This window comes from Sorangium sp. So ce375 (assembly GCF_051473855.1).
In the GTDB taxonomy this organism is placed as follows: Bacteria; Myxococcota_A; Polyangia; order Polyangiales; family Polyangiaceae; genus Sorangium.
The window spans coordinates 322,463-347,151 of record NZ_CP150335.1 but is presented as its reverse complement, the minus strand read 5'-3'; the positions used below and the strand labels follow the sequence as shown (position 1 = coordinate 347,151).

The 24,689-nt window shown below is 73.2% G+C and carries 13 protein-coding genes; 9 read left to right on the top strand and 4 right to left on the bottom strand.

Annotated features, from left to right (window positions below):
- Positions 1-4 precede the first annotated feature (4 nt).
- From WME90_RS01305 to WME90_RS01285, 5 genes are all read left to right on the top strand, one after another.
- On the top strand, positions 5-751 hold the full coding sequence (locus tag WME90_RS01305; RefSeq protein WP_437279222.1) for a radical SAM protein: 747 nt from the start codon (positions 5-7) through the stop codon (positions 749-751).
- A complete protein-coding gene (locus WME90_RS01300) occupies positions 748-1,824 on the top strand; it encodes a radical SAM protein (protein ID WP_437279221.1) in 1,077 nt (358 codons plus the stop codon). Before WME90_RS01305 ends, WME90_RS01300 begins: the two co-directional genes overlap by 4 nt.
- Entirely contained in the window at positions 1,821-2,813 is a 993-nt protein-coding gene (locus WME90_RS01295; protein WP_437279220.1) for a class I SAM-dependent methyltransferase, read from the top strand. Before WME90_RS01300 ends, WME90_RS01295 begins: the two co-directional genes overlap by 4 nt.
- Before the next feature lie 11 nt (positions 2,814-2,824).
- Entirely contained in the window at positions 2,825-3,430 is a 606-nt protein-coding gene (locus WME90_RS01290; protein WP_437279219.1) for an ATP/GTP-binding protein, read from the top strand.
- A 154-nt stretch (positions 3,431-3,584) separates the two neighbouring features.
- Positions 3,585-4,193: a Uma2 family endonuclease gene (locus WME90_RS01285; RefSeq protein ID WP_437279218.1), complete on the top strand. Its 609-nt coding sequence runs from the start codon at positions 3,585-3,587 to the stop codon at positions 4,191-4,193.
- A gap of 77 nt (positions 4,194-4,270) precedes the next feature.
- Here the strand turns inward: WME90_RS01285 and dnaX are convergent, their stop codons facing one another.
- A complete protein-coding gene (gene dnaX / locus WME90_RS01280; protein WP_437279217.1) occupies positions 4,271-6,715 on the bottom strand; it encodes a DNA polymerase III subunit gamma/tau in 2,445 nt (814 codons plus the stop codon).
- Between the two features lie 619 nt (positions 6,716-7,334).
- Between dnaX and WME90_RS01275 the strand changes: the two genes are divergently transcribed.
- The 4 genes from WME90_RS01275 (at position 7,335) to WME90_RS01260 (ending at position 11,166) form a co-directional block, all read left to right on the top strand.
- On the top strand, positions 7,335-7,658 hold the full coding sequence (locus WME90_RS01275; RefSeq protein ID WP_437279216.1) for a YbaB/EbfC family nucleoid-associated protein: 324 nt from the start codon (positions 7,335-7,337) through the stop codon (positions 7,656-7,658).
- Complete coding sequence (recR, locus tag WME90_RS01270) at positions 7,655-8,371, top strand: recombination mediator RecR (RefSeq protein WP_437279215.1); 717 nt, start codon at positions 7,655-7,657, stop codon at positions 8,369-8,371. Before WME90_RS01275 ends, recR begins: the two co-directional genes overlap by 4 nt.
- Before the next feature lie 95 nt (positions 8,372-8,466).
- On the top strand, positions 8,467-8,853 hold the full coding sequence (locus WME90_RS01265; protein ID WP_437279214.1) for a RidA family protein: 387 nt from the start codon (positions 8,467-8,469) through the stop codon (positions 8,851-8,853).
- A gap of 54 nt (positions 8,854-8,907) precedes the next feature.
- Entirely contained in the window at positions 8,908-11,166 is a 2,259-nt protein-coding gene (locus tag WME90_RS01260) for a hypothetical protein (RefSeq protein WP_437279213.1), read from the top strand.
- A 128-nt stretch (positions 11,167-11,294) separates the two neighbouring features.
- Here WME90_RS01260 and WME90_RS01255 read toward each other — a convergent pair whose 3' ends face one another.
- The 3 genes from WME90_RS01255 to WME90_RS01245 form a co-directional block, all read right to left on the bottom strand.
- On the bottom strand, positions 11,295-12,128 hold the full coding sequence (locus WME90_RS01255; protein WP_437279212.1) for a hypothetical protein: 834 nt from the start codon (positions 12,126-12,128) through the stop codon (positions 11,295-11,297).
- Positions 12,129-12,279: 151 nt separating this feature from the next.
- Entirely contained in the window at positions 12,280-13,245 is a 966-nt protein-coding gene (locus WME90_RS01250) for an aminotransferase class IV (protein WP_437279211.1), read from the bottom strand.
- Positions 13,246-13,286: 41 nt separating this feature from the next.
- Positions 13,287-24,527, bottom strand: coding sequence for a tetratricopeptide repeat protein (locus WME90_RS01245; RefSeq protein ID WP_437279210.1), 11,241 nt, complete (start codon positions 24,525-24,527; stop codon positions 13,287-13,289).
- Between the last annotated feature and the right edge of the window lie 162 nt (positions 24,528-24,689).

Here is a 24,689-nt window from a genome sequence, read left to right as displayed (position 1 = left end):
CTCCATGCCGACCGCGACGAGACCCCAGAACGCCACGCTCACCGGCGCGCTCCCGCTCGACCGCCCCACGGCGGAGCGGCCGCACCGGCTCTACGTGGCGACCTCGAACCACTGCAACCGCTCCTGCCCGTGGTGCTGCACCTGCTCGTCGCCCCGGGGGCAGACGTTCCTCGCCCTCGACCGCTACCTCGCGAGCTTCCCGGCCGAGGGCCCCTTCGAGGTGCAGCTCGAGGGCGGCGAGCCCACGATCCACCCGCACTTCGACGAGATGGTCCGCCTCGCCCGCGCCGAGCCCCGCTGCGCGCGCGTCGTCGTTGTGACAAACGGCGTCGAGATCCCGCGCGATCCGGCCGGGCTCGACGCCTGGCTGCAGAAGCTCGGCGAGCCCGCCACGATCAAGCTCTCGGTGAACCACCACCTCCTCGAGCACGACGACGGCCTGCTCGCCCTCGGCCGCGCCCTGCGCGAGCGGCTCTCCGCGCTCGGCGGCGACCGCCAGCTCGTCCTGAACGTCCGGCTGCGCAAGACCGAGCCCGACGGCGACGCGTGGGTCGTCGAGGCGGTGCGCGACGCGGGGCTCATCGAGCTCGCCAACGTGTTCCACCTGCAACGTTATGGCTTCGCGCAGAAGCGCGAGGACTGGGATGAACCCTTCCTCGTCGGGACCCATTTCACGATGCTCAACCCGGACGGCCTCGCCTTCGGCCCCGACCTCGTGGCGCGCTCCGACGCCATGAGGAGGCTGCCGTGAGCGCGCGCCCCTTCCGCGACGAATGGCGCCGCCTGAAGAGCCGCGCCTTCGATCTCCAGGGCAACAGCACGGCCGGCGAGACGGTGCGCTTCGACCTGTGGGGCCGGCCGGTCGAGATCTACCGCAACGCGAACTTCTCCATCTACAGCCGTCAGCCCTGCAACGCGAAGTGCCACTTCTGCGTCGAGGAGCTCAGGCCCGCATCACGCGGACGCAGCCTGTCCGTGCAGAAGACCGTCGAGGACGACGACGGGCGCTATTTCGATGCCATGGCAGCGTCCCTGGACGCGCTCCGGCCGCTCGATCCGACGGTCTCCATCACCGGCGGCGAGCCGAGCCACGATCCGCGATTGCCCCGCATCCTCGCGCTCGGGCAGGCCCACCGGGGCCGCAAGCGGACGCTCACAACGAACGGCTCGGGGCTGCTCCAGCAGCGCGAAGGAAAGCGGGTGATCGACTGGATCGTCGAGACCGGCGTCCAGCACCTCAACATCAGCCGCGCCCACCCCGATCACGACAGGAACGCACGGCTGATGGTGATGAAAGACGGCCTCCGCGCCGACGAGCTGCGCAGCGTCGTGGCGGCGGCGACGGCGGGCGGCACCCGGGTGCGCCTCTCCTGCGTGCTCCTCGACGGGCAGATCGACGCGGTCGAGCCCATCGTGGATTACCTGCGCTTCGCCCGGTCGCTCGGCGTCGACAACGTGATCTTCCGGCAGCTCATGAAGACCGACCCGACCGCGGTCGTCGAGAACCACGTCGTCAAATACAGCGATCGCGCCCGCGTCCGGCTCGAGCCGATCCTCGACGCGCTGAGCGCCGACGCGCGGTTCTCGTTCGAGCGGCAGATCGTGGGCTATTACTACTATGTCGAGGTGTTCCGCTTCGAGGACATCGATGTCGTCTTCGAGGAGGCCGATCTCGCCCAGCTCGAGGAGACGAAGCGCTCGGGTCCGGGCATCGTCCACGAGCTCATCTTCCACCCCAACGCGAGGCTCGCCTCCACCTGGCAACCCTGGGACGGCATCCTCGGCCCTCCCCCTTCGATACACACCTCGCTCAACGCGTCATGACAGCGCTCATCCTCCCCCTTCCTTATATCGGCCGGAATCTCCTCTTCCTCGAGGAGGTCCTGGACGAGCTCGAAGGGCACGGCATCCCTCACCCTCTCCTGTTCCGCGCGAGCGAGGCGGACAAGCTGGCTCGCCTCCTCGAGCACGGCACCGACCGCGCCGGATACCCGGGAGAGAGGGCCTGGACCGACGGCCCGGATCAAGGGCGCCCGATCCGGCACGAAGACGTGATCTTCGCGACGACCGAAGGCGAGATCCGGAGAGGAGAGCGAGAGCCCGAGCGGTCCACGTCGCTCAAGAAATTCGCCGTGATCGAGCGGCCGCTGTTCGTCGCGCACGACGCCCGCTGCTTCGTCAAGCTGTGCGACAGGCAATACGAGTACCGCGATCCGACGCAGAAGCAGGCGGCGCTCCTCGCGCTGTTCCCGGTGACCCGGGTCGCGCCCATCCAGGGCTGGTTCTCCGAGGAGGACGGCCTCGCCTACCGGGCGCTCGTGCGCCCCCTCCGTGGCGGCGCGATGGTCGAGGTGGGCTCGTGGAAGGGGCTCTCCACAGCGTACGTCGGGCGGCTGGCGGCGAGGAACGGGGTCACGCTCCACTGCGTCGACACCTGGGGAGGCTCCAGCGACGAGTACGCCGACAGATACCGTGCCATGCTGGCCGCGGAGGACGTGCCCGGCGCGTTCAGGGCGAACATGGAGGCGCTCGGGATCCGGCCAGACGTCCTCCGGATGACGTCCACGGACGCGGCGGCGCGCTTCGCCGAGGCGAGCCTGGATCTCGTGTTCCTCGACGGCTCGCACGACCGCGCGGCCGTGCTCGCCGATGTCGAGGCGTGGTGGCCCAGGCTCAAGCCGGGCGCCGTCCTGGCCGGCCATGACCATAACGAGGATCACGCGGGCGTCATGGAGGCCGTCGCTCACTTCATGTCCCGCGCCGAGCGGGCGATCGAGCGCGGCGCGGGCTCGGTGTGGTGGGCGCGGCGATAGGTGGGATGGTCATGAGCAAACCGCTCTTCGTGGCGACAGGCGCCTATTCGTGCGGCAAGACCACGACGCTCCGTCACCTCGCGTCCACGCGGGGCCACCGCGTCCACGGCGAGGCGCACCGGCGCGTGCTCGACGAGCTCGGCGCGCGCACCCACGGCCACGCGCCGGACGCGCCGTTTCGCCCGATCGACACGCCGGAGCACCTCTGCCCGATGTGCCGAAAGCGGGAGTTCGCCGCGCGGGTGCTGGAGACCCAGAAGAAGATAGAGGCGGAGGCGCGGGATGGCGACTGGCTGGAGCGCGGGTACCTCGATCCGGTCGAGTACTACCTGCGCACGAGCGGAGAGGCGGAGTATCCCTGGCCGGAAGGCGAGCCGGCGTTCGAGCGGTATGCGCTTGTGTTCCTGTTCGCGGTGATGCCGGAGCTCCAGGAGCCGCGCTGGGGCAAGAGCAGAGAGGCGCGCGCCGCCGAGGCGGAGCGGATCAATCAGCGGCTCGGCGCGCTCTACCGCGCAGCGGGATTCGAGGTGATCGACGTCGGCCCTGGCACGGTGGAGGAGAGGGCGGAGCTCCTGGCGAGCCGCGCGCGGCTCTTCGGTTCCGCGCACCACGCCTGAGCTGCCCACGCGCTGCGATCGGCGACGGAGCGTTGGACGCCGCCGCGCGCGACCGGATCGCGGCGAGGGGTGACAGCAGGAGGCGACGTCATCGCAGCGTTCACGGGGTGTGGCGGCGACGGTCGGACGAGCGTGCTATCCTGGGCGCGAGCCCATGGTCGCCGCCGCACACTTGCCACTTCCGTCCTCGACCGCTCCTGCGGGGGAGCAGCGGTTCGTGATCCACGGCGTCCCCTGGCAGACCTACGTGAGGCTGCGTGACGAGCTCGACACCCCCGGCCTGCGGATGACCTTCTGCGAGGGAACGCTGGAGCTGATGAGGCCGTCCATCGATCACGAAGTGGCGAAGACGACCATCGCCCGCCTCATCGAGCTCTTCGCGCTGGAGCGGGACGTGCCGCTCTACGCCTACGGCTCAACAACGTTCCGGCGCGAGGCCAAGTCATGCGGCCTCGAGCCCGACGAGTGTTATTGCGTCGGCGGCACGCTGAACGAATTCCCCGACATCGCGATCGAGGTGGTGTTGACGAGCGGTGGACTCGACAAGCTGCCTGTGTACGGCGGGCTCGGCGTCCGCGAAGTCTGGTTCTGGGAGCGCGACACGTTCCACATCCATGCGCTGCGCGGCGAGCAGTACGAGCCCATCGCGGCCAGCGAGCTCATTCCGGATCTGGATCTCGTCGCGCTCGCGCGCTTCGTGCGCTGGCCGGATCAACACGAGGCGGTCAAGGCGTTCCGCAGCTGGCTGCGAAACGGAGGCTGAGGCCACGGCGCCGGCAGCCGACTGCCACGCTCGGCGCGCCAGCGCTCGCGGCGCGGTGGCGCGGTGGCGCGTGGCCCTCACCCCTCCGCGAAGTCCTGAGAGAGCCGCACGTCCTTGAGCTCCGCGCCGAGCAGCTCGATCGCGGCCGTGACGAGCGGGTGCTCGGCCACGGCGCGCTTCGCGGCGTCGACGCGGGCCTTGCGCTCGGCGGTCTCGACCTGGGCGAGCGAGGGGCCGGCGCTGCCGCGGGTGATCGTCTCGAAGACCAGCTCGGCGGGGCCGCCGAAGTGGGCGCCCAGGACGCGGGCGAGCAGGTCCCGGGACACGGGCTCGGTGGCCTGGCCGGCCAGGAACGAGTTCGCCTCGTAGCCGAGGGCGACGCGGGTCGGTGTGAGCTCCAGCACCGCTGCGTGCTCGAGGACGGAGGCGAGCGCCGGCCGCTGCGCCCTGACCGCCGCGATCACCGCGCGCCAGGTGGCGAGGTCCGCGGCGCTCATCGCCGGCGGCGGCGCGCTCGACGGCGGCGCGGGGCTCTGCGCCGCGGGCGGCGCGCTCGACCTCGACGCCGGGCTCTGCGCCGCGACCGGCGGGGCGCTCTGTGGAACGGAGTACAGCGCGCCGCGCGGCGAGGGAGGCGGGGCGCTGTCGGCGCGGTACGCGGGCGCGGCCGCGCCGTTCGCGTACGGCGGGGCCTTCGCGAAGGCCGGCGCGGCGCCGCCGCTCACGAAGGAGGTCGCGGCGCCGTGCACGCCCGGCGCGCCGTTCACGAAGGGGACGACGTTGGCCGCCGGCGCGCCGCTCACCGCCGCCGCGCCGTTCGCCGCCATGCTGCCGTGCGCCCTCGCCACCCCGCTCCCGCCCGGCGCGCCGTAGACGGCCGCCGCGCCGTTCGCTCTCGCCAGACCGTTCGCTGCCGCCGCGCCGTTCGCGGCTGCGCCGTTAGCCGCCGCGCCGTTCGCCGCTGCGCCGTGCGCTGCCGCGCCAGTCGCTCTCCCCACCCCACCCGCGCCCGCTGCGCCGCTCGCGAAGGCGACACCGTTCGCCGCCGCACCGTTCGCCGCCGCGCCGTTCGCCCTCGCCACGCCGTTCGCCGCAGCGCCGTTCAGCGCCGCAGCGTCGTGCGCCCTCGCCACGCCGTTCGCCGCAGCGCCGCTCCCGGCGCGCGCCGCCCCGTCGGCCATGCCGCTCCCGGCGCGCGCCATTCCCTCCGCGGCACCGGCCGCCGCGCCCGAAGCGCGCGCCTCCTCGGGCGCAGCCTCGGCCGACGCCGCCCCTCGCCGGGGCGCGGCCGCTCCCCCGGACGGCGCGCCGGGCCGCTGCGGCCCGCGCTCTGGCGCGCCGCCGCCACCCCCGCCGCCGCCTCCGCCGTTCAGGCGCCGCTCGAGATCACCGAGGCGGCGCAAGAGCTCGTCGATCGGCAGGAGCGGCGGCCTCCGGGCGAGCCGGACGAGCGCCATCTCGAGCGCGGCGCGCGGCTGGCCGCTCCGGGCGATGTCGTCGAACGCACGCGAGAAGCCCTGGTGCAGCCGCGTGAGATCGTCCGCGTCCGCCCGCGCCGCGAGCGCCCGCGCGTCGGCGACCTCCTCGTCCGCGAGATCCAAGAGCGGCGCCGGATCCTCGCAGACCTTGGCCACCACGAGATCGCGCAGGTGCGCGAGGAAGTCGCGGGCCACGTGGGGCAGATCGTACCCCTCCTGCGCGAGCTCGCCGACGATGCGCACGCACGCCGCAGGGTCGCCGTCCACGAGCGCCCCCGCGAGCCGGTGCAGCACCACGCGGTCGGCGACGCCGAGCACCTTCGCCACCCCCTCGGCCGTGATGCGATCGCCGCTCGTCCCGACCCACGCGATCACCTGATCGAGCAGGCTCATCGCGTCGCGCATGCTCCCCGCCGCCTCGCGCGCGAGCGCGCTGAGCGCCGGATCGTCGGCGGGGATCTTCTCCTGATCGAGCACCCAGCGGAGCCGCGCCGCGATCGCCTGCGCGCCGATGAGCTTGAAGTCGTAGCGCTGGCAGCGGCTCAGGATCGTGACCGGGACCTTGTGCACCTCCGTCGTCGCGAAGATGAACTTCACGTGCGGCGGCGGCTCCTCGAGCGTCTTCAGGAACGCGTTCCACGCCGCGTTCGAGAGCATGTGGACCTCGTCCACGATGAAGATCTTGAACCGGTCGCGCGCCGGCCGGTACGGCAGGCTCTCCTGGAGCTTGCGCACCTCGTCGACGCCGTTGTAGCTCGCGCCGTCGATCTCCTGGACGTCGACGTCCGCGCCGACCGTGATCTCGGCGCACGGCGCGCACTTCTGGCACGGCGTCGCCGTCGGGCCGTGGACGCAGTTCAGCGCCTTCGCGAGGATGCGGGCGCTCGTCGTCTTGCCGACGCCGCGGACGCCCGTGAAGAGGAAGGCGTGGGCGACGCGATCCCGCGCGATCGCGTTGCCGAGCGTCGTGGAGACGTGCTCCTGGCCGACGAGATCCTCGAAGGACTGCGGTCGCCATTTCCGCGCGAGGACGACGTAGCTCATACGCTGCTCGACTAGCACCTTCTCGCGGGCGCGTCGCCGCAGCTGTGGCCGGCACGGAAGTCGTCCTGCATTCCGGAGAGTTTGCCAGAATTGCCACGCCAAATGCACCCCCGCCCCGCGCCAGGGCCGAGACCGGCCACCACGCGCGCCAAGGAGCCCCCGGAGAGCGCGCCAAGGAGCCCCCGGAGAGCGCGCCAAGGAGCCCCCGGAGAGCGCGCCAAGGAACCCCCCGGAGAGCGCGCCAAGGAGCCCCCCCGGGAGACGGAGGAGCCCGCTCGCGGCGGGGCGCACCGGAGGCGCCCACGCGCGGAATCTGAAGTCGGAAGCAGAAACGGAAGCGTCCGCTCGCAGAGGACGGGGGCGTCCACCGTGGAGCCGTGGCGGAACCCGTGGCGCGTGGCGGAACCCGCGGAGGAGCCGGCGAGCGCAGGGCCGGCGCCGCCTCCCGGGAGGAGGCGCCCGTGGTGGCCCGCGCGCCGCGTGCGCCGCGTCGGAGCGCCGCGCGCCGCGTCGGAGCGCCCGGCGCTCCACGCCCCCGTCGGCCCACTTCTCGTCACCTCCTCCCTCCCCTTCACGGTTGCGGCGCGGCGCGGTTCACGGCATAGACGGCCGTCTGAATATGCAATTTCGCGGCGGAATGAACGAGCTGGTTCGCCAGGCGGCGCGCGTGCAGCGCAAGATCGACCAGGTGAAGGGCGAGCTGAAGGACCGCGAGGTGAGCGCGACCGCCGCCGGCGACAAGGTCTCGGTCGTTGTCACCTGCGAGGGCAAGCTGCGTCGGATCGACGTCGACCCCGCCTTCCTCGCGAGCGAGGGCCTGGAGATGGCGCTCGACGCCATCGTGGCCGCATCGAACTCGGCGCTCGACGCGGCCGACAAGCTCGTCGAGACCGAGATCACCAAGGTGACCGGCGGCGTCAAGCTCCCCGGCATGCACACTTGACGGCATTGCGCTCCCCGTCGTCGCTCCCCGGCTCCTCGAAGGTCCCGAACGGCGACCGGGGCGCGCCCGCGGCCGGCTTCCGGAGCGCGCCCGGCGGGCTGCCCGGCAGGCTCTCGCGCGTCGCCCAGCTGCTCGCGCGCCTGCCGGGCGTCGGCGAGAAGACGGCGCAGCGCTTCGCCCTCTTCCTCGTGACCGCCGGCGAGGACACCGCGCGCGACCTGGGGGGCGAGCTCGTGGAGCTCTGCGATCACATCAGGCCGTGCATCCGGTGCGGCCACATCGCCGAGCTCGACGACGACGGCCGGGCGCTCTGCGCCATCTGCCTGGACACACGGCGCGACGGCGCGCTCCTGTGCGTGGTCGCGCGCGTCCAGGACCTCCTGGCGATCGAGCGGAGCGGGGCGATGCGCGGGCGGTACTTCGTGCTCGGCCGGCTGCTCTCACCGCTCGAGGGGATCGGCGCCGAGGAGCTGCCGCTCGAGGCGCTCCGGGCGCGCGTGCGCGACCCCGAGCAGCCGGTGCGGGAGGTGCTCGTCGCCACCCCGCCCTCCGTCGACGGAGAGGCGACCGCGCTCCTGCTCGCGCGGGAGCTCGGCGCCATGGGGATCCAGGTCACGCGGATCGCCAGCGGCGTGCCGCACGGGGGAGATCTGGAGTTCGCCGACCAGGTGACGCTGGGGCGAGCCATCGAAGGCCGGAAGAGCTTCGGCTAGCAGGAAACGCGAGGATCGGCCCCGGCCCACGAGAGCGAGGGCTGGGGCGGGCGGGCGTTCTTCACGCCGGAGCGCTCACGATATCAGAGGTCGACATGTCCAAAATCGCCATCACATCCGATCGGGCTCCGCGCGCCATCGGCCCTTACTCGCAGGCCGTCAAAGCCGGAGATCTCGTGTTCTGCAGCGGCCAGATCCCGATCGATCCCGCGACGGGCGAGCTCGTCGCCGGGGGGATCGAGGAGCAGACGGCCCGGGTGATCAAGAACCTGACCGAGGTGCTGTCCGCGGCCGGCGCGAGCTGGAGCGACGTGGTGAAGACCACGATTTACCTGACGGACCTCGCGGATTTCGCCATCGTCAACCAGGTGTACGGTGCGGCCGTCGGTGGCGTGCTGCCCGCACGGGCGACGGTGCAGGTGGCGGCGCTGCCCAAGGGCGCCGCCGTCGAGATCGAAGCTGTTGCCCATCTTTCGCGATAATCGGGGAGCCGCGGCCGCGGTCCCCATCTCCAATATGTCCCCGGGAGCCTCGACATGAGCACAAAGAACGAGAGCGAGAGCACGGAGCGGACCGCCAGCGCAGTTTCCGAATCTGCGCGCGAGGGCGCCCCCGATGCAGAGAGCGGCGACAAGCCGCGCGCGCGGCGGGTCGTCCGCTCGGCGAGCACGTCCGTCGGCGCGAGCGGCGCGAAGCGGCCCGACGAGCCCTCCGAGGGCGCGCCGGCGCAGCCCGCAGGCGAGGCGCCGCGTCCCGCGGCGAAGGCCGCCGCAAAGGAACCGCAGGGCTCGCTGCTGGACCTCATCGCGCCCCGCAAGCGGCCGGCGCTCGCCGACGCGCCGCCGCCGGCGACGACCGAGGACGCCGCGCCGCCGCCGACCGTCGCGCCGCGCGTGGTGCGCGACTACCGCGCGCCCAGGCCCGAGCGGCCCGCCGCGGCGTCCGGCGGGCCGAGGCCCGACCGCGGCCCCAGGCCCGATCGGGGACCCAGGCCCGACCGCGGCCCGCGCCCCGACCGCGGCCCGAGGCCCGACCGCGGGCCCAGGATGGAACGTGGACCCAGGCCGGAACAGGGGCCTGGCGCTGCGCAGGCAGCAGGCGCGGAGCCGGGCGCGAGGCCCGATCGGGGACCCAGGCCCGACCGCGGCTTCCGGCCTGACCGAGGCCCGAGGCCCGACCGCGGGCCGAGGCCGGATCGCGGACCGAGGCCGGACCGTGGGCCCAGGCCCGACCGCGGCTTCTCGGCGCGGCCCGGCGCGGAAGGCGGGCGGCCGGAGGGCGGGCGCCCGCAGGGCCCCGGCGCCGAGGGAAGAGCGCCGGCGAAGCAGCAGCAGAGCGATCGGATGGTGACCGTGGTCGGCCAGGGCGCGGCCGCGACGGTCGTGACGGGCAAGAGCGCCCGGCAGCCGCAGGGCCCGGCCAGGCCGGCGCACCTCCTGTTCGCGCTGCCGGCGGCCAAGGCGAAGCAGGTGGCGACGGCGGACAAGCCGGCGCTCACGGCGCGCGAGGCGCTCGGCGCGCGCACCGCGAAGGCCAAGCAGGCCGCGGACGCCTCGAAGAGCAAGGCCGAGAGCGGCGCGCGCCATGAAGGCAGCCCGGGCGCCGGGGCGGCGAAGGTCGACTTCGACGCCGAGGTGCTCGCGGCGGGCTGGGATCGGGCGCTCGAGGCGCTGAAGTCGGCGGGCGACGCCGCGCCGGCGCTCGTCGACGCCTGGCTCGGCGCCTCCAACGCGGAGGCGATCGCGGCGGCCGCCGAGTCGGAGGACGCCTCCGGCGCGGCGCGGAAGGCGGCGCGGCGCGCGCTCAACGTGCTCAAGTCGCGCGGGGCGACGATCCCGACGCGCCCGCGCGTTGTGCGGCTCGCGGAGGACCGCGCCGAGGTGGTCGAGGCGACGCTGATCCCGCCCGACTCGAGCGGGACCGAGGCCATCGCGATCACGAGCCGCGACACGAGCGGCCGCTACCGGATCGCGGAGGTGATCGTGCGCGACGCGGTCGGCGTGCTGCACGCCGGCGCGGGGTGGCTCAGCGGCTCGCAGATCAAGGAGGGCCGCGCGCGCGCCTACGAGAACCTGGGCACGGCGCCCGTCCCCGTCTCCCTGGAGTGGGCGCGCTACCGGATCGCGGCCGCGAAGCGGCAGAACGCGGTGTCGGGGCAGGTCGTGCCGCTCGGGCTCGAAGGATGTCGCGATCTGATCGAGCCCCCGCCGGACGCGGAGCCGAAGCACCCGGTGGCGGACCTCGAAGAGAGCCTGACGGACGAGCAGGTGACGGCGCAGATCGCCGGCTCCGCCGCGCTGCACGAGGAGCCGGAGTTCCGGCACTGGCTGCCCGCGCGGGCGGCGCTCGACGAGCTCCTGCAGAAGGTCGGCCAGCGGCTCGGCGCCGACGGGATGCGCGATCCCGGGCAGGTGAACACGGCCTTGCGGGAGGAGATCGATCTCGCGACCGACCGGTTCTTCTCGCCCGAGGTGCGCGGGCAGCTCGCGACGCGGATGCGGAGCAGCGCCGTGTCGCTGCGGGCGCGCAGGGGCGACGCCGCGGCCACCACCGCCCTCGCCGTCGCGCGCGCCATCAAGGAAGCCGGGCTCATCACCGCGCCGCCGCGGGAGATCCCGTTCCTGGCGGCGTTCTTCCAGAAGGCGCTCGGCGTGCTCGCGCAGCAGGGCGGCGGCCAGCTGCGGATCCCGGTCCCGGCCGGCGCCGTCCCGCCCGCGAGGGACACCGCGGCGCAGGGCAGCGAGGAGTCGCCCGAGGGCTCCGGCGCCGAAGCCCAGCCGCCGGCCGGCGGGTGATCGAGGGCGCCGGCGTCGCCGGCGCGTGATCCGGAGCGCCGGCATCGCCGGCGCGCCGGTGGGACAAAAGCCGAGAGGCGAGCCCGGGGCGACCCGGCGCTCGCCTCTCGGCTTTTGTCCTGGCGGAGCTACTTCACGGTGATGGTGATGTCGCCGTTCTCGGTAAAGAGCTCGAGCAGGCCGCCGTCGCCGTCACCCATCGTGTACGACGTCGCGCTGCCCTCGCCAGCGGTGGCCCACGTCGAGGGGATGCCCTCCTCCACGACGTCTCCGTTGAGCGTGTGCGCGGTCATCATCCCGTCCACCCCGGCCGGCACCGAGAGCTCGATCGCGCCGTTGCCCGACTTGATCGCGCCATCGGAGGCGCTCCACGCGTCGAGATCGACGAAGACGTGGCCGTTGTCCGTGGCCACGTCGATCGCGCCGCGCGCGCCGATCACGTCGATGCTGCCGTTGTCGCTCACCACGGTGGTGCCGCGGGACGGGGTGCCATCCAGGTTGATGTCGACACCGCCGTTGTCCTGCTCGACGCGGAGCCCGCCGTCGAACTCGGCGGGGAGGACGACCTGGATGTCAGCGCCAAGCCCTCCCCAGCCGCCCCCGATGCGCCGCGTCGAGATCACGACGTCGCCGGAGGTGATCGCGGAGAGCTCGAGGTCGTCCTCGATCTCCTGCACCGCGATCGCGCCCTCGTCCTTCTTGCGCATCGTGAACGGGGAGAACGTGACCTCGACGGCGCTGACGTCCCCGGTGCGGACCTCGACGTCCCCGTTTTCGCTCACGATGCGGACGCTCTGGGTCGGGAGGTACTCGACCCGCGCTCTCTCGTCGGTGCCCTCGTAACGCACGAGGGTCTCGGCGGTGATGGAGTTGTCGTCGATGGTCAGGGCACACCCGGCCGTCGCTGCGGCGAACACGGCGCACCCCAGGAAGCAGGCGATTCGAAGCGAGCGATTCATCATGGATTCCTCTCGGGCAGATTGTACGGCGGGCGAAGTGCGAGCCCCATCCGACCCGCGCAGGGAACGTGCCAGCCCGTTTCTTGGACGCGCGCTCCGAGCGGCACATCATGGATCGCAAGATTTCGACGCAGTCGTGTCGGCCGCGGCGGGCTCAGGGCGCCTCCCACGGGAGAGGCATCGCACCAAGACCCACCCGTTTCCGGAAAGCGGCGTGCAGCGCCCGGGTCTTCGGTCCGGGGACGCCCGCGCCGATCGTGTGGGCGTCGACGCGCACGACGGGGACGATCTCGCGGAGGCTCGAGGTGATGAACACCTCCTCGGCGGCGAGGAGCCGGGCCATCGTGACCGGCTCGCAGCACACCGGCATGCCGAGCTCGCCCGCGACGTGCATCACGTGGGCGCGGGTGATGCCAACGAGGATCCCTGCCTCCTTGGGCGGCGTGATCAACAGGGACCCGAGATCCCCCGCACCCTCGCTCGCCGCCGGCCGCCGCTCCACCAGGAAGACGTTCGACGTCGTGCCCTCGACGACGTGGCCCGAGGGGTCCAGGATCAGCGCCTCGTGCGCCCCCGCGGCCCGCGCCTCGCGTAAGGCGAGCAGGCTCTCGAGGTAGTTCGAGATCTTGGCGCCAGGCGCCGCGTCGCCGGCCCGCTGGGTGCGGATCGTGATCGCGGCGATCCCGTCGCGGTAGAGCGCGCCGGGCAGCGGCTTCAGCGGCTCGACGAGGATGACGCGGAGGGGCGCGCCCGCGAGCGCGGGATCGAGCCCGAGCGGGCCGCTGCCGCGCGTCAGCATCACACGGATATAACTCTCGATCGGCGCCGCCGAGCCCCCCGCGGGAGCCGAGCCGAGCGCCCCCGCCGAGCCCGCCGCGGCCCCGGCGCTCCCGGCCGCGGTCGCTGCTCGGATCAGCGCGAGCACCTCGCGGCCGAGCTCGTCGCGCGGGATCGGCAGCGCGACCGCGATCCGCTCGGCAGAGCGCTCGAGGCGGACGAGGTGCTCCTCCAGAGCGAACGGCTCGCCGCCGTAGGTGCGGATGGTCTCGAAGACGCTATCGCCGTAGAGGAAGCCGCGGTCGTAGACCGAGACCTTGGCCTCCTCCGGCCGATGGATCACACCGTCGATGCTGACAAGCCGCGTCACACGGCGAGATTACGTCACTTCTTGAGCTGCGCCAGGAGCTCCTTCGCGGGGGCGAAGTCGCGCTCGTTGTCGAGGGCGCGCTCCAGCATCTGGATCGCCTTCTTGTCGTCGTTCTGACGATGGCTGATCACGCCGAGGTAATAGAAGACCTCGCCCTTGCTGATCGGCGCACCCTCGTCGAGCTTCTGGAGGAGCAGCGCGCGGAAGGTCTTCTGCGCGCGATCGATGTGCGCCGCCTTCGCCGCGTCGTCGCCCGACTCCGACAGATCGAGCGCCAGCACGCCGAGGTCGCGGAGGATCGCGATCGAGCCCGGATCGATCTTGAAGGCGATGTCGAGCTCGGCGAGCGCCCGCTCCCGCTGCCCCTCGGCCAGGTAAGCCTTGGCGAGCCGGTGGTGGATCGCGGCGAGATCCTTCGAGCGGCGGCCGCCGTAGGACTCGACGATCTGCTGGAGCGCCTCGGCGGCCTTCTGGCCGCGGCCCGAGGCGCTGTACGCGTCGCACAGCGCGAGCAGGAGCTCGCGGTCGCCAGGCACGAGCTCGGTGGCCTTGACCAGGAGGTCCGCCGCGCGGCCGGGATCGTTCCGCTTCGCGAGGTGGATGCCGGCCGCCTTGCGGTAGAGCGCCACCTTCTCGGCCGCCTGCGTGGCCGCCTCGGCGTCGCCCGTGATGAGATCGGCGAGCTCGGTGAAGGCCTGCTGCTTCTCGTAGAGGGCGAGGAGCTGCTTCCTGATCTCCTGCGCCGACCCGTCCGCCGCGAGGCCCCGCTCGAGCACGCGCCGCACCGCGCCCTCGTCGCCGAGGGACCGGTGCAGATCCGCGAGCCGGAGCGCCGTGGCCACCGCCTCCGCGGCGCGGGCGTCCTCGAGGATCACCTCGAGCCGCTGCGCCGCCTCGGCCTTCTCCCCGCGCTGCTCGTGCAGGCGGGCCAGCGCGAGCAGCGCGCCGTGGTGGCGCGGCTCGCGCTCGAGGACCGCGCGGTAGGTCTCGATCGCCCGCGCCGTGTCGTTCAGCCGCGCCTCGTACACCTCGCCGAGGCGCACGCTGTACGAGAGCTCCGCCGCGACGTCGCCGCGGTCCTTCGCGCGCTCGATCTGCGTGACGAACAGGTCCGACAGCTCCTGATCGCGGCCGGTCTTCTCGAGCAGCTGCGCGAGCAGGACCGTCGCCTTCTCGTTGTCGGGCTGCTCGTCGAGGACCGCGCGCAGGTGCTCGGTCGCCTCGCTCACGGCGTCGAGCCGCGAGAGGCAGATCTCCGCGCTCTCGAGGCGCAGCGCCGAGCGGGCCTCGGGCGACTCGGCCAGATCGGTGAGCCGCTCCAGCAGCGCGAGGAGCTCCTTGTGCTTGCCCGCCTTCGCGTAGAGCTCGCGCAGCGCGGTCGCGGCGCGCGCGTCGCCCGGATCCGCCTCGAAGAGCGTCTCGTAGAGCTCGATCGACGCCGCGTCGTCGCCGAGCTTCTCGCGCGCGACCGCCGCGGCGGCGTGCCGCGCGTCGCGGATGCGATCGGCCTCGGCGTAGAGCTCGGACTGGCGCACGAGCAGCCGGAAGACCTCCTTGTGGTCGCCCGCCTCCTCCCGCACCTTCGTGAGCTCGGCGAGCGCCCAGGTGTCCCCCTCGTCCGCGGCGATCATCTCGCGCAGGATCGCCTCGACGAGCTCCCGGTCGCCCAGCGCGCGCTCCGCCAGCTCCTTCGCCTCGCGGCGCAGCTCGCCGGCGCTCCCCTCCATGCCGTCGAGGGCGGCGATCCGGCGCAGCGTGCCGATGAGGTCGCGCTCGCGCCCAGGCGCCCGCTGCAGCTCCTCGATCGACCGAAGGATGTGCTCGCTCGTGGCGTCGTGCGTGAGCGCCGCCTCGTACGCCGCCTCGGCGGCCTTGGCGTCGCCCACCTTGTTCTTCTGCCACTCGGCGATGCGCATCCAGAGATCGCGCGCCGTGTCGCCGTCGAGCTCGGTCCCGGCCCGCACCGCCCGCTCCAGGGCGGAGGCGGCGCTCGCCCAGCCGCCCGTCAGCGGGGCGAGGCGCTCGATCTCGCCGAGCACGTCCGGGTCCGACGGGTCGTCGGCGAGCGCCTTCTCGAGGGTCTCCAGCGCCGCCCTCGGGTCGTTCGAGCGGACCTCGAGCACCTTCGCCAGGTCGAGGCGCATCCGGATGCGCTCCACGCCGCCCGGCGCGAAGCGGATGCGCTTCTCGTAGAGGCGCGCCAGCGCGGCGTTGTCGCCCCGCGTCCGGTAGACGCCCTCGAGCGCCTCGGCCGCCTCGTCGAACAGCGCCGGGTCCTCGGTGAGGGCCTCGAGCTCGGCGCTCGCCCGCTCGTGATCGACCGCGCGATCGAGCGCCTGCCGGAGGGTGTTCAGGCCCTGGGGCTTGTCGCCGAACGACGCGATCTGGATCGCCGCGAGCCGGTAGAAGAGATCCGCCTGGTCGCGATCGCCGGGCGTGACCGCGACGCGGCGCTCGAGCACGTCCGCGAGCGCCCTCTCGTCGCCGAGGCGGCCGTAGAGCCGGTCGAGCGCCTCGAGGAGCTCCGGCGTGTCGCCGGCGTGCTCGACGGCCTTCGCGTACGCCTGGGCGCTGCGCCGGTCGTCCCCGAGCTTCTCCTCGGCGATGCGGCCGATCCGCAGGAACAGGTCCTTCGCGATCGTCGCGTCGAACGTCGCCGCGGCGCGCTGCGCGAGCGCGTCGCAGTAGCGACCGAAGCCGTCCGTGCGCTCGGCGAGCCGCTCGATCTCGCCGTGCAGCGACGCGTCGTCCGGCGCGTCCTCCAGCGCGCGGAGCAGCGCCTGCTCCGCCTCGATCGGGCGCCCGAGCTGCACGTCCTGCACGAGCGCGATCGCCCGGAGCGTCGCGGCCCGATCGGCCGGCTCGGTCTGCGCGCGCAGGCGCAGCTCGAGCGCGGCCGCGAGCTCCTCGTGGCGGCCGGCCCCGCGGAGGACGGGCTCGAGCACCTCGGCGGCGTCGAGCCGCAGCTCCTCGCGGCCCTCGCCGATGGCGCGGACCGCCTGGATCGCGTGGTCGTTCACCGGGTCCTCGTCGAGGACGAGCCGGTACTGCTCGATCGCGTCGCTCGGGCTCTCGAGCTCCCCGGCGTAGAGATCGCCGATCGCCGTCCGCAGCTTGATGCGCGTGGCCCTGTCCGCGGCGGCGCTCGCCTGGAGCATCAGGTTCGACAGGAGCTCGTCCCACATCCGCTCGGCCCGGTAGAGCCGCTCCAGCGAGGACAGCACCGCCGGATCGCCCGGCTTCGCCTCGAGCGCCGCGTTGAGCGCCGCGATCGCGTCGCGCCGGCTCGATAGATCCCGCTCGTAGCGCTCGGCGGCGCGCACGTTGAGGTCGTAGCGCAGGCCCTCCTCGTCGGGGTCCGCGAGCTCGACGCGGCGGCCGTAGAGCTCCACGAGGCGGCTCGCGGCGCCGCGCGGCTCGTGCAGCTCGATGAGCGCGTCGATCGTCATCGCGCTCTCGGGATCGAGCTCGAGCGCCCGCTCGTACGCCTGGATCGCGCCCTCCGTGTCCTCGAGCATCTCGAGCTTTGTCTCGGCGATGCGCCGGCAGATCGAGGCGTTCTCCTCGTCCGACGCCATCTCGCTCTTCTTCTCGAGGACGGCGATGAGCGTGTCCCAGTCGCTGAGCAGCACGGCCAGGGTGTCCATCTGCTCGAGCGGCTCGGGATCGCTCGGGTCGAGCTCGGACAGGCGCGCGTAGGCGCGGAGCGCCCGGCGCGGGTCGTCCACGCGCGTGTCGTAGACCTTGGCCAGCGACGAGAGCAGCTCGCGCTTCGTGAGCTCGTCGGACGTGGTGGTCACGCCCTCCTCGAGGCTCCCCGCGAGCTCCTCCCAGGCGCCGAGCTGCTCGGCGAGCCGCTCGAGCTCCCCGCGCGTCTCGCCGTCGTCCGGATCCAGGCCGAACGCCGTCCGGGTCGCGTCGAAGGCGCGCAGCTCGTCGTTGCCCCGCGTCTCCCAGAGCTTCGCCGTCTCCCGGAGCACCGCGACCTTCTCGCGCGCGTCCGAGGCGAGGCCGAAGCGCTCGTCGTTGAGCCGGACGAGCTGCCGCCAGTCGTCCGCCCCCTCGTAGAGCGGCCCCAGGATCTCGACGACCCGCGCCTTGTGCTGCGGATCCTGGATGAGCGCCTCGAGCGCCCGGATCGCCTCGGCGTGCGACGGCACCTCGCCGACGATCGCCTCGAGCTGATCGATCGCGCCCGAGGTGTCCTCGAGCCGCGTGCGCAGGAGCTCCGCGAGCGCGAGCCGGTAGGGCGCCGCCCGCTCGCCGTTCGGGGCCGCCTCGGCCCGGCGCAGGTAGAGATCGGCGAGGTCGCGCGGCCGATCGAGCTCGCGGTAGAGCTCCGTCAGCGCGTCGAGCGCGCGGGCGTCGTTCTCGTCGACGTCGAGCGCCGCGCGGTACGTCTCGATCGCGAGCGCGGGCTCGCGGAGCTCCGTCCGCTCCAGGCGCGCGATCGTGTGCAGGGCGTCGAGCCGGTCCTCGTCCTTCCGGTAGTCGAGCGCCGCGCGGTAGAGCTGGATGCGCTCGGCGTGGCGCGCTTCCTTGACGAGCAGCCCGTCGATCGCGTCGAACAGCTCTCGCGAGTCCGGCTCGAACTCGTGCGCGCGCCGGTACCACCGGAGCGCGTCGGCCACGTCGCCGAGCTGGGCGTAGAGCTCGCCGGTGCGCCGGCTGAGCTTCGCGCTCGACGCGTCGTCCGAGGTGAGCTCCCCGAGCTCCGCCGCGTAGATCTCCGCGAGCCGCCGCTCGGCGCTCGCCACCTTCGCGAGCCGCTCGAGCTCCGCCCAGACCCCCTCGTCGGTGAGGTCCTCGTGAAGGAGCTTCGCCACCGTCTCCAGCGCGGCGCGGTAGTCCTCGAGCTGCTCCTCGTGGAGCGTCGCGAGCCGCTGCAGGAGATCGCGGCGCTCGACCGGATCCTGGCTCGCGGCGAGGCGCGCATCGAGCGCGATCTTCACCCGGTTCCAGTCCGCCCGGCGCAGGTACACCGGCTCGAGCATCTCGCCGGCGCGCGCCCGGTGCTCCGCCTCGGCCGAGCCCTCGAGGATCACCTCGAGCAGCGAGACCGCGCCCTCGTGCGCCGGATCGATGAGCAGCGCCTCGGAGAGCTCGTCGAACGCGCGCTGCAGGTCCTCGGTGTGCCGGTGCGCGACGAGCGCGATCTTGACGTGCAGCTCGGCGAGGTCGCCGGCGCGCACGTCGAGCTGCCGCTCGTAGAGCCGGATGAGGTCCTGGAAGCGCCCCGCCTCGCGGTAGAGGCCGTCCAGCGCCGCGATCGCGTCCGGGTGGAGCGCGATGTCGAGGATCGTCTCGTACGTCGCGATCGCGCTGGCCTGGTCCCCGAGCGGGCCCCGCTCGAGCTCGGCGATCCGGAAGAGCAGCCCCGTCTTCTCCTCGTCGGTCTCGGCGTTCTCGACCCGGAGCTTCAGGATCTCGAGCAGCCGCCCGGCGTCGCGCGCCTCGCCGTAGAGCTCCTCCAGCGCGATCATCGCCCGCCGGTCGTCCCCGCGGGCCTCGAGCGCCTTCTTGTACTGCTCGACCGCGAGCTCGCGGTCGTCGAGCTTGTGCCGCGCGAGCTCGCCGACCCGCAGCCGCACGTTCTGCTGCACGTCGCCGTCGAGGATGTCCGGCGCGATGCGCTGGAACAGCTCGCACACCTCGGACCAGCGCCCGGTGGCCTCGCCCAGCCGCTCGACCGTGGCGATCCAGGTCGTCACCTCGGGCTCGCCCGCGGCTTCCCGGACGCCGCGGAGCGCATAGCCGAACGCCCGCGACGTGTCGCCGAGCGGCCCCTCCGCGGTGCGGAGCGCCTTCTGCAAGGTGGCGAGCCGCTCGCTCGGGAGGTCCGAGGTCTCGACCTTGATCTCGAGGACCCGGAGGAGGCGCTCGGCGTCGCCGTCCGCCTCGTAGAGCGGCTCGAGCGTCTCGGCCGCGTCGCGCCGCGCGTCTTCTCGCTCGAGCATCGCCTCCAGCGCCGCGCGGCAGCGCGCGTTCGACGGGTCGAGCGAGAGCGCCTGGCGGTACGCCTCGAGCGCCCCCGTCGCGTCGGCCTGGTGCAGCCGCCGCACGTCGCCGAGCCGCGCCAAGAGGTCGAGCCGGTCGGGCGTCTCCACCGCGAGCGACAGGTCCACCTCCAGCGTCTCGGCGAGGTCGACCCAGCGCTCGTCGAGCTCGTAGAGCTCCTCGAGGGCCGCGAGGGTCGGGCGCTCGGGGCCGAACTCGTCGAGCACCGCGCGCCACGCGTTGATCGCCTCGGGCACGTCGGCGAGCTTCTGCGCGAGCGTCTCGGCCGCCTTGGTCATCGCGCGCCGCCGCTCCTCCGGCTCCGTGGTCGACTGCTCCCGCGCCCGCAGCACGGAGACGAGCTCCCGCCACTGCGACGTCCGCTCGTAGAGCCGCTCGAGCGCCGCGAGCGCCGCCCCGTCGGCGCTGTCGTCGCCGAGCCGCGCCTGCCACGCCTCGATCGCCTTGGCCGGGTCGTCCAGCACCGTCTCGTACAGCGTCCCGATGCGCTCGTGGAGCGACCGCCGCGTCTCGACGTTCTCCTCGAGCCGCACCTCGATCGCGAGCACGCCCGCGAGCGCCTGGTGCTGCTCCTTCGCCGCGTAGATGCGGCCGAGCGCCTGCGCCGCCGGGATCACCAGCGAGGGATCGGTCGGATCGATGGCGAGGACGCGCCGGTAGACCTTCTCGGCCCGGTCGGCGTCGCCGAGGAGATCCTCGCAGATCCTCGCGACTTCCATCAGGATTTCGCCGCGGATGGACGCCGTCCCGCACGCGTCCGCGGCCGCCGTGAGCACCTCGGCGACCTGCTCGTGCTCGCCGAGGCGCCGGCCGATCTCGATGAGCCGCTCGCGCGCCGTGAGGTCCTCCGGCTCGAGCGGCAGGAGCTCCGACAGGCTGGCGAACGCGCCCGCGTCGTCCTTGAGCCGCTCGTCCTGGAGCACGCTGACCCGGCGGAGCAGCTCGCGCCGCTCCGACTCGGTCTCCGCGCCGTGGCGCCGGATCTCGAGGACCCGCACGAGCTGCCGGATCTCGTCCCGCGCCTCGTACACCGCCTCGAGCACGCGCGCCGCCCTGAGGCGGAGCGCCCCGATGTCGAGCAGCCGCTCGACGAGCTCGCGCGCCTTCGGGTCGTTCTGGCGGATCCGGAGCACGTCCTCGAGGTGCCCGAGCGACCCATCGGGCTCGTGCAGCCGATCGAGGTAGATGCTGCCGAGCGACAGCTTGATCTCGACGCTCTCGGCCTCGGTCGCCGTCTTCAGGCGCTGCTCGAGGAGCGCCGCGAGGTCGCGGAAGCGGCCCTCGCGCTCGTAGAGCTTCTCCAGCGAGTCGAGCGCCGCCGTGTAGAACGGATCGAGCTCGAGGATGCGCTCGTAGTAGCCGATCGCCTTGGCGGCATCGCCGATGATCTCCTCGGCGATGAGCGCCACCTCGTTGAGCAGCTCGATGCGCTCGCTCTGGTCGGTCGTGCCCTTCGCGGCGCGGTCGTAGAGCTCCTCGAGCTCGCCCCACCGCTCGGCCGCCGTCAGGATCTGCTTCAGCCGCTCGAAGGCGCGGTGGTTGTTCGGATCGAGGCTCAGCACCCGCTCCAGGTACGGCTTCGCGCCCTCCGGGTCGCCGAGCTGCTCGTCGTGGAGGCTCGCCGCGCGCTCGCAGAGCTCGACCTCCACGGAGCTGCCGAGCACCTTGTCGCCCTCGGTGCGGCCCGCGACGAGGTGGACGCGGTACGCCTCCGCCAGGTCGGTCGGGCGGCCGGCGCGCCGCGACAGCTCGGCGGCGCGGTCCCAGAGCTCGATGTCGTCCGAGAACTCGTGCAGCGCCCGGAGCAGGGCGTCGAACGCCGTCCCGGCCGCGTGGAGCTTCGTCTCCTCGACGCTCGCGAGCGTGAGGTAGAGCTCCCGCCGCCGCGCCGGATCCCGCTCCGCCTCGAGGATCACCCGCAGCGCCATGGCCTCGCGCCGGTGGTTGCCCGTCTCCGCGTACTCGACGGCGAGCACCCTGGCCGCGCGCACGCGCGTCTCCGGGCGCTCGACGAGCCGCGAGAGGACCGCGATCGCGTCCGGGTCGTGCGCCGACAGATCGAGCGCGCGCACCGCCGCCTCGAACGCGTCCGCCGGCCGATCCAGCCGGTCCAGGTAGAGCGTCGCGAGCTCGATCTCGCGGCGCGCCTTCTCCTCACCCTCGCTGACGTCGCGGTGCGTGGCCACGATCTCGGCCGCCGCCTCGTACTCGCCCGCGGCGTTCAGGAGGCGCGAGAGCACCCGCAGCGCGTTGATGCGCCCGGGCGTCAGCGCGATCACCTTGCGCAGGAGCTCGATCGCCTTCGCCGGGTCGCCGAAGACCTCCTCCTCGAGCGTCGCCCACTCCTCGAGGATCTCGGCGCGATCCTCGCCGCCGACCTGGCTCGCCCTGAGCTCGAACAGCCACCTGAGGTCGGCCTGCCGCTCGTTCGCGCGGAGGAGCGCGTCGAGCGCCCGCACCGTGCCCTCGTCGGACGGGTCGTCCTCGACGAGGCCGCGGTAGACCGTCACCGCCTCGTCGAGCTTGCCCATCTCGCGCGCGTACACCTCGGCGAGCTTCAGCCGCAGCGTGCGCTGCACGTCGGTCGCGAGGTCCTCGGCCGTCCGGAGCCGGCCCTCGACCGCCTCGACGAACGGCCCCCACGAGCCGGCCGCCCGCGACCAGGCCTCGAGCAGCTCGAGCCCCTCGTCATCGGGCTTCAGCTCGTAGGCGCGGCGCGCGTAGCCGAGCGCGCTCGGCTTGTCCGAGAGCGGGCCGCCCGTCACCGCGGCCAGCTTGCGCAGCATGCCGACCTGCGCCTCGGCGTCGTCGGTCGCGTCGAGCAGGATCTCGTAGAGCGCCGGCAGCCGGGCCCACTTCTCCTCCTCCTCGTAGATCGGCACGAGCGCCGCCGCGGCGCGCGCGTCCTTCGGCGAGACGCTGAGCACGCGCTCGTACGAGCGCGCCGCGCGCTCGGGCGCCTTGAGCTGCTCCTCGAAGATGCGGGCCGCGCGGAAGGAGATGTCGAGCTTCGTGGCCGGGTCGGTCGCCTTGTCCGCCGCCCCCGAGAGGAAGTCGACGAGGCCCTCCCAGTCGTTCTGCGAGGCGTAGAGCTCCTCGAGCCCGTCCCAGTCGCCCGCGGCGAAGTACGCGTCGCGCAGGACGCGGAGCGCGCGCGCGTGCCCCGGCGAGAGCGTGAGCACCCGCCGCCACGTCCGCGCCGCCTGGGCCGGATCCTTGAGGCGCTCGGCGTACACGGCGCCGAGCTTCTGCAGGGAGACGAGCCGCGCCGCGTCGTCGGCGGCGAGGTCGACGCGGCGCTCGAGCACCTCGGCGACCGTGGCGAAATCCTTCTCGCGCTCGGCCTGCTTCTCGAGCGCGTCGAGCACCCCGGGGGCGCTCGGGTCGAGCTCGAGGATCTTCTTCTGCAGCGCGATCGCGTCCGCGCCGCGGTCGAGCCGCTCGGCGGCGAGCTTGGCCATCTCGCCGAGGAGCTCGATCTTCGCGGCGCCCTCGGCGCCCTCGAGCTTGCGCTCGTAGAGCGAGTAGAGCTGCGGCCAGGCGCGCCGCTTCAGGTACAGCTCGCGGAGCTTCTGCTGCGCCTCCTCGTCGATCGGCTCGACCGTGAGCAGCGCCTCGTACGCCGCGATGGCGTTCTGCACGTTCGAGAACTGGTCGAACCAGCGCCGCGCGACCGCGCGGTAGAGCCCCGCCTTCTCGGCGGGGCTCTCGGTCAGCTCGGCGAGGCGCTGCTGGTACGAGAGCAGATCGCGCCAGCGCCCGAGCGACTCGTAGATGCGGGTCAGCTCGCGCACGGCGTCGACGTCCTTGTCGTCGAGCTGGACGATCTGGGTGAGGACCGTGACGAGGGCCGCGTCGTTCTTGGCGCGGTCGCGGTAGATCCCGGCGATCTCGCGGAGCACCGCGACCCTGCCGGCGACGTCGTCGGCGGGCGTGCGCTCCAGGTCCTGCCGGTGGAGCTCGACGAGGGCGTTGTACCCCTCGGTCTGCAGGTAGAGGCGCTTCAGGGCGTCGCGCGCCTGGCGGTTCTCCGGATCGGTCCGGAGCACGGACTTGTACTGCTCGATCGCCTTGGCGGCGTTCTCCTGCGACTCGGCGAGCCGCGCGAGCTCGGTGGCGATGGCGCGCTTCTCGGGGCCGTCGGGGACGGCGCGCTGCGCGTCCGTGAGGATCGTCGTGAGCCGCGGCTTGTCGCCGCGCTGCTCGAGGACCTCGCGGTAGAAGTTGAGCATCCCGGCGTGCGCCGGGTCGGCGCGCCGCACGCGGTCGAAATAGGGCTCCGCCGCCTGGGGCTGGCCGCGCATGCGCCAGTGGACCATGGCGATCTGCACGAGCATGCCGAGCTCCTCGCCCGGCTTCACGCCGCCGCTGCGGAGCTGGTCCTCGTAGAGGGCGACGAGGCGATCCCAGTCGCCCGCGGCGGAGTAGGCCTCGGTCAGGAACGAGAGCGCCTCGGGCTGGCCGGGCGAGAGGTCGAGCAGCTCCTCGTACGCCGCGACAGCGCGGGCCGGGTCGCTCAGGCGGGCCTTGATGGTGCGCGCCGCGCGGACGGCCGCCGTGATGCGGTCCTCCTTGAGCTGGGCCTCGCCCTTGACGAGCGACTGGACGCGGACGACGGCGTCCCAGTCCCCCGCGGCCGCGAAGGCGATCTCCGCGAGGTTGGCCGCGCGGCGGTTCTTCGGGTCGAGCTGGAGCGCGAGCTCGATGAGCTCCGCCACCTTGCCGCCGAGCTCGGCGCGGCCGTACCGATAGCCGATGTCGGCCGCGCTCGTGTAGAGCGCGCTCTTGAAGGCGCCGTCGGTCGCGCCCTCGGCCTCGGCCACGTACCGGTCCACGAGGTCGCGCCACCGCTCGCGCTTCGAGGCGTCGGTCTCGATCGCCTCGGCCGCGGCGTCGTCGTCGGGCCGCAGCTCGAGCAGCCGCTTGTACGCGGCCGCCGCGCGATCGACGTCGATGAGCTCCTCGTGGTAGACGCGGGCGAGCTCCGCCTGCATCGCGGGCTCGACGGCGCTGCCTGCGGCGAGGGCGATCTCCAGCTCGAGGAGGCGGGCCACGGCCTGCCATTCCTTCCGCTGCTCGTGCCGCGCTCGCGCTGCGCCGAGCAAGCGCTCGACGTCCCCGGGGCCCGCGCCGTTGTTCGGAGCGGTCACGGCCTCCGCGAGCTCGTTCCAGGCTGCCTCGTTTTCGGGCTCATCCTGCAGGCGCCCGAGGGCCATCCGAATCGTCTCAACGCTCATCGTATCTCCGCGGACCTCGCGAATTCGGTCCGGTCCGTTCACGGCCGGGCGAAGATAGCCGGGCGGACGATACGGTTTCAAGGTTCCTCGCCCCCGCGGGCCTGGAAGGTCGGGCAGAGCTTTCGCGCGCTTCTGCTCCTGTGGCGCGGGGACGTCCGAGCG

Coding starts and splice junctions, on each gene's coding strand:
- WME90_RS01305 (WP_437279222.1), top strand. CDS start 5: ATGCCGACCGCGACGAGACCCCAGAACGCCACGCTCACCGGCGCGCTC.
- WME90_RS01295 (WP_437279220.1), top strand. CDS start 1,821: ATGACAGCGCTCATCCTCCCCCTTCCTTATATCGGCCGGAATCTCCTC.
- WME90_RS01290 (WP_437279219.1), top strand. CDS start 2,825: ATGAGCAAACCGCTCTTCGTGGCGACAGGCGCCTATTCGTGCGGCAAG.
- WME90_RS01285 (WP_437279218.1), top strand. CDS start 3,585: ATGGTCGCCGCCGCACACTTGCCACTTCCGTCCTCGACCGCTCCTGCG.
- dnaX (WP_437279217.1), bottom strand. CDS start 6,715: ATGAGCTACGTCGTCCTCGCGCGGAAATGGCGACCGCAGTCCTTCGAG.
- WME90_RS01275 (WP_437279216.1), top strand. CDS start 7,335: ATGCAATTTCGCGGCGGAATGAACGAGCTGGTTCGCCAGGCGGCGCGC.
- WME90_RS01265 (WP_437279214.1), top strand. CDS start 8,467: ATGTCCAAAATCGCCATCACATCCGATCGGGCTCCGCGCGCCATCGGC.
- WME90_RS01260 (WP_437279213.1), top strand. CDS start 8,908: ATGAGCACAAAGAACGAGAGCGAGAGCACGGAGCGGACCGCCAGCGCA.
- WME90_RS01255 (WP_437279212.1), bottom strand. CDS start 12,128: ATGATGAATCGCTCGCTTCGAATCGCCTGCTTCCTGGGGTGCGCCGTG.
- WME90_RS01245 (WP_437279210.1), bottom strand. CDS start 24,527: ATGAGCGTTGAGACGATTCGGATGGCCCTCGGGCGCCTGCAGGATGAG.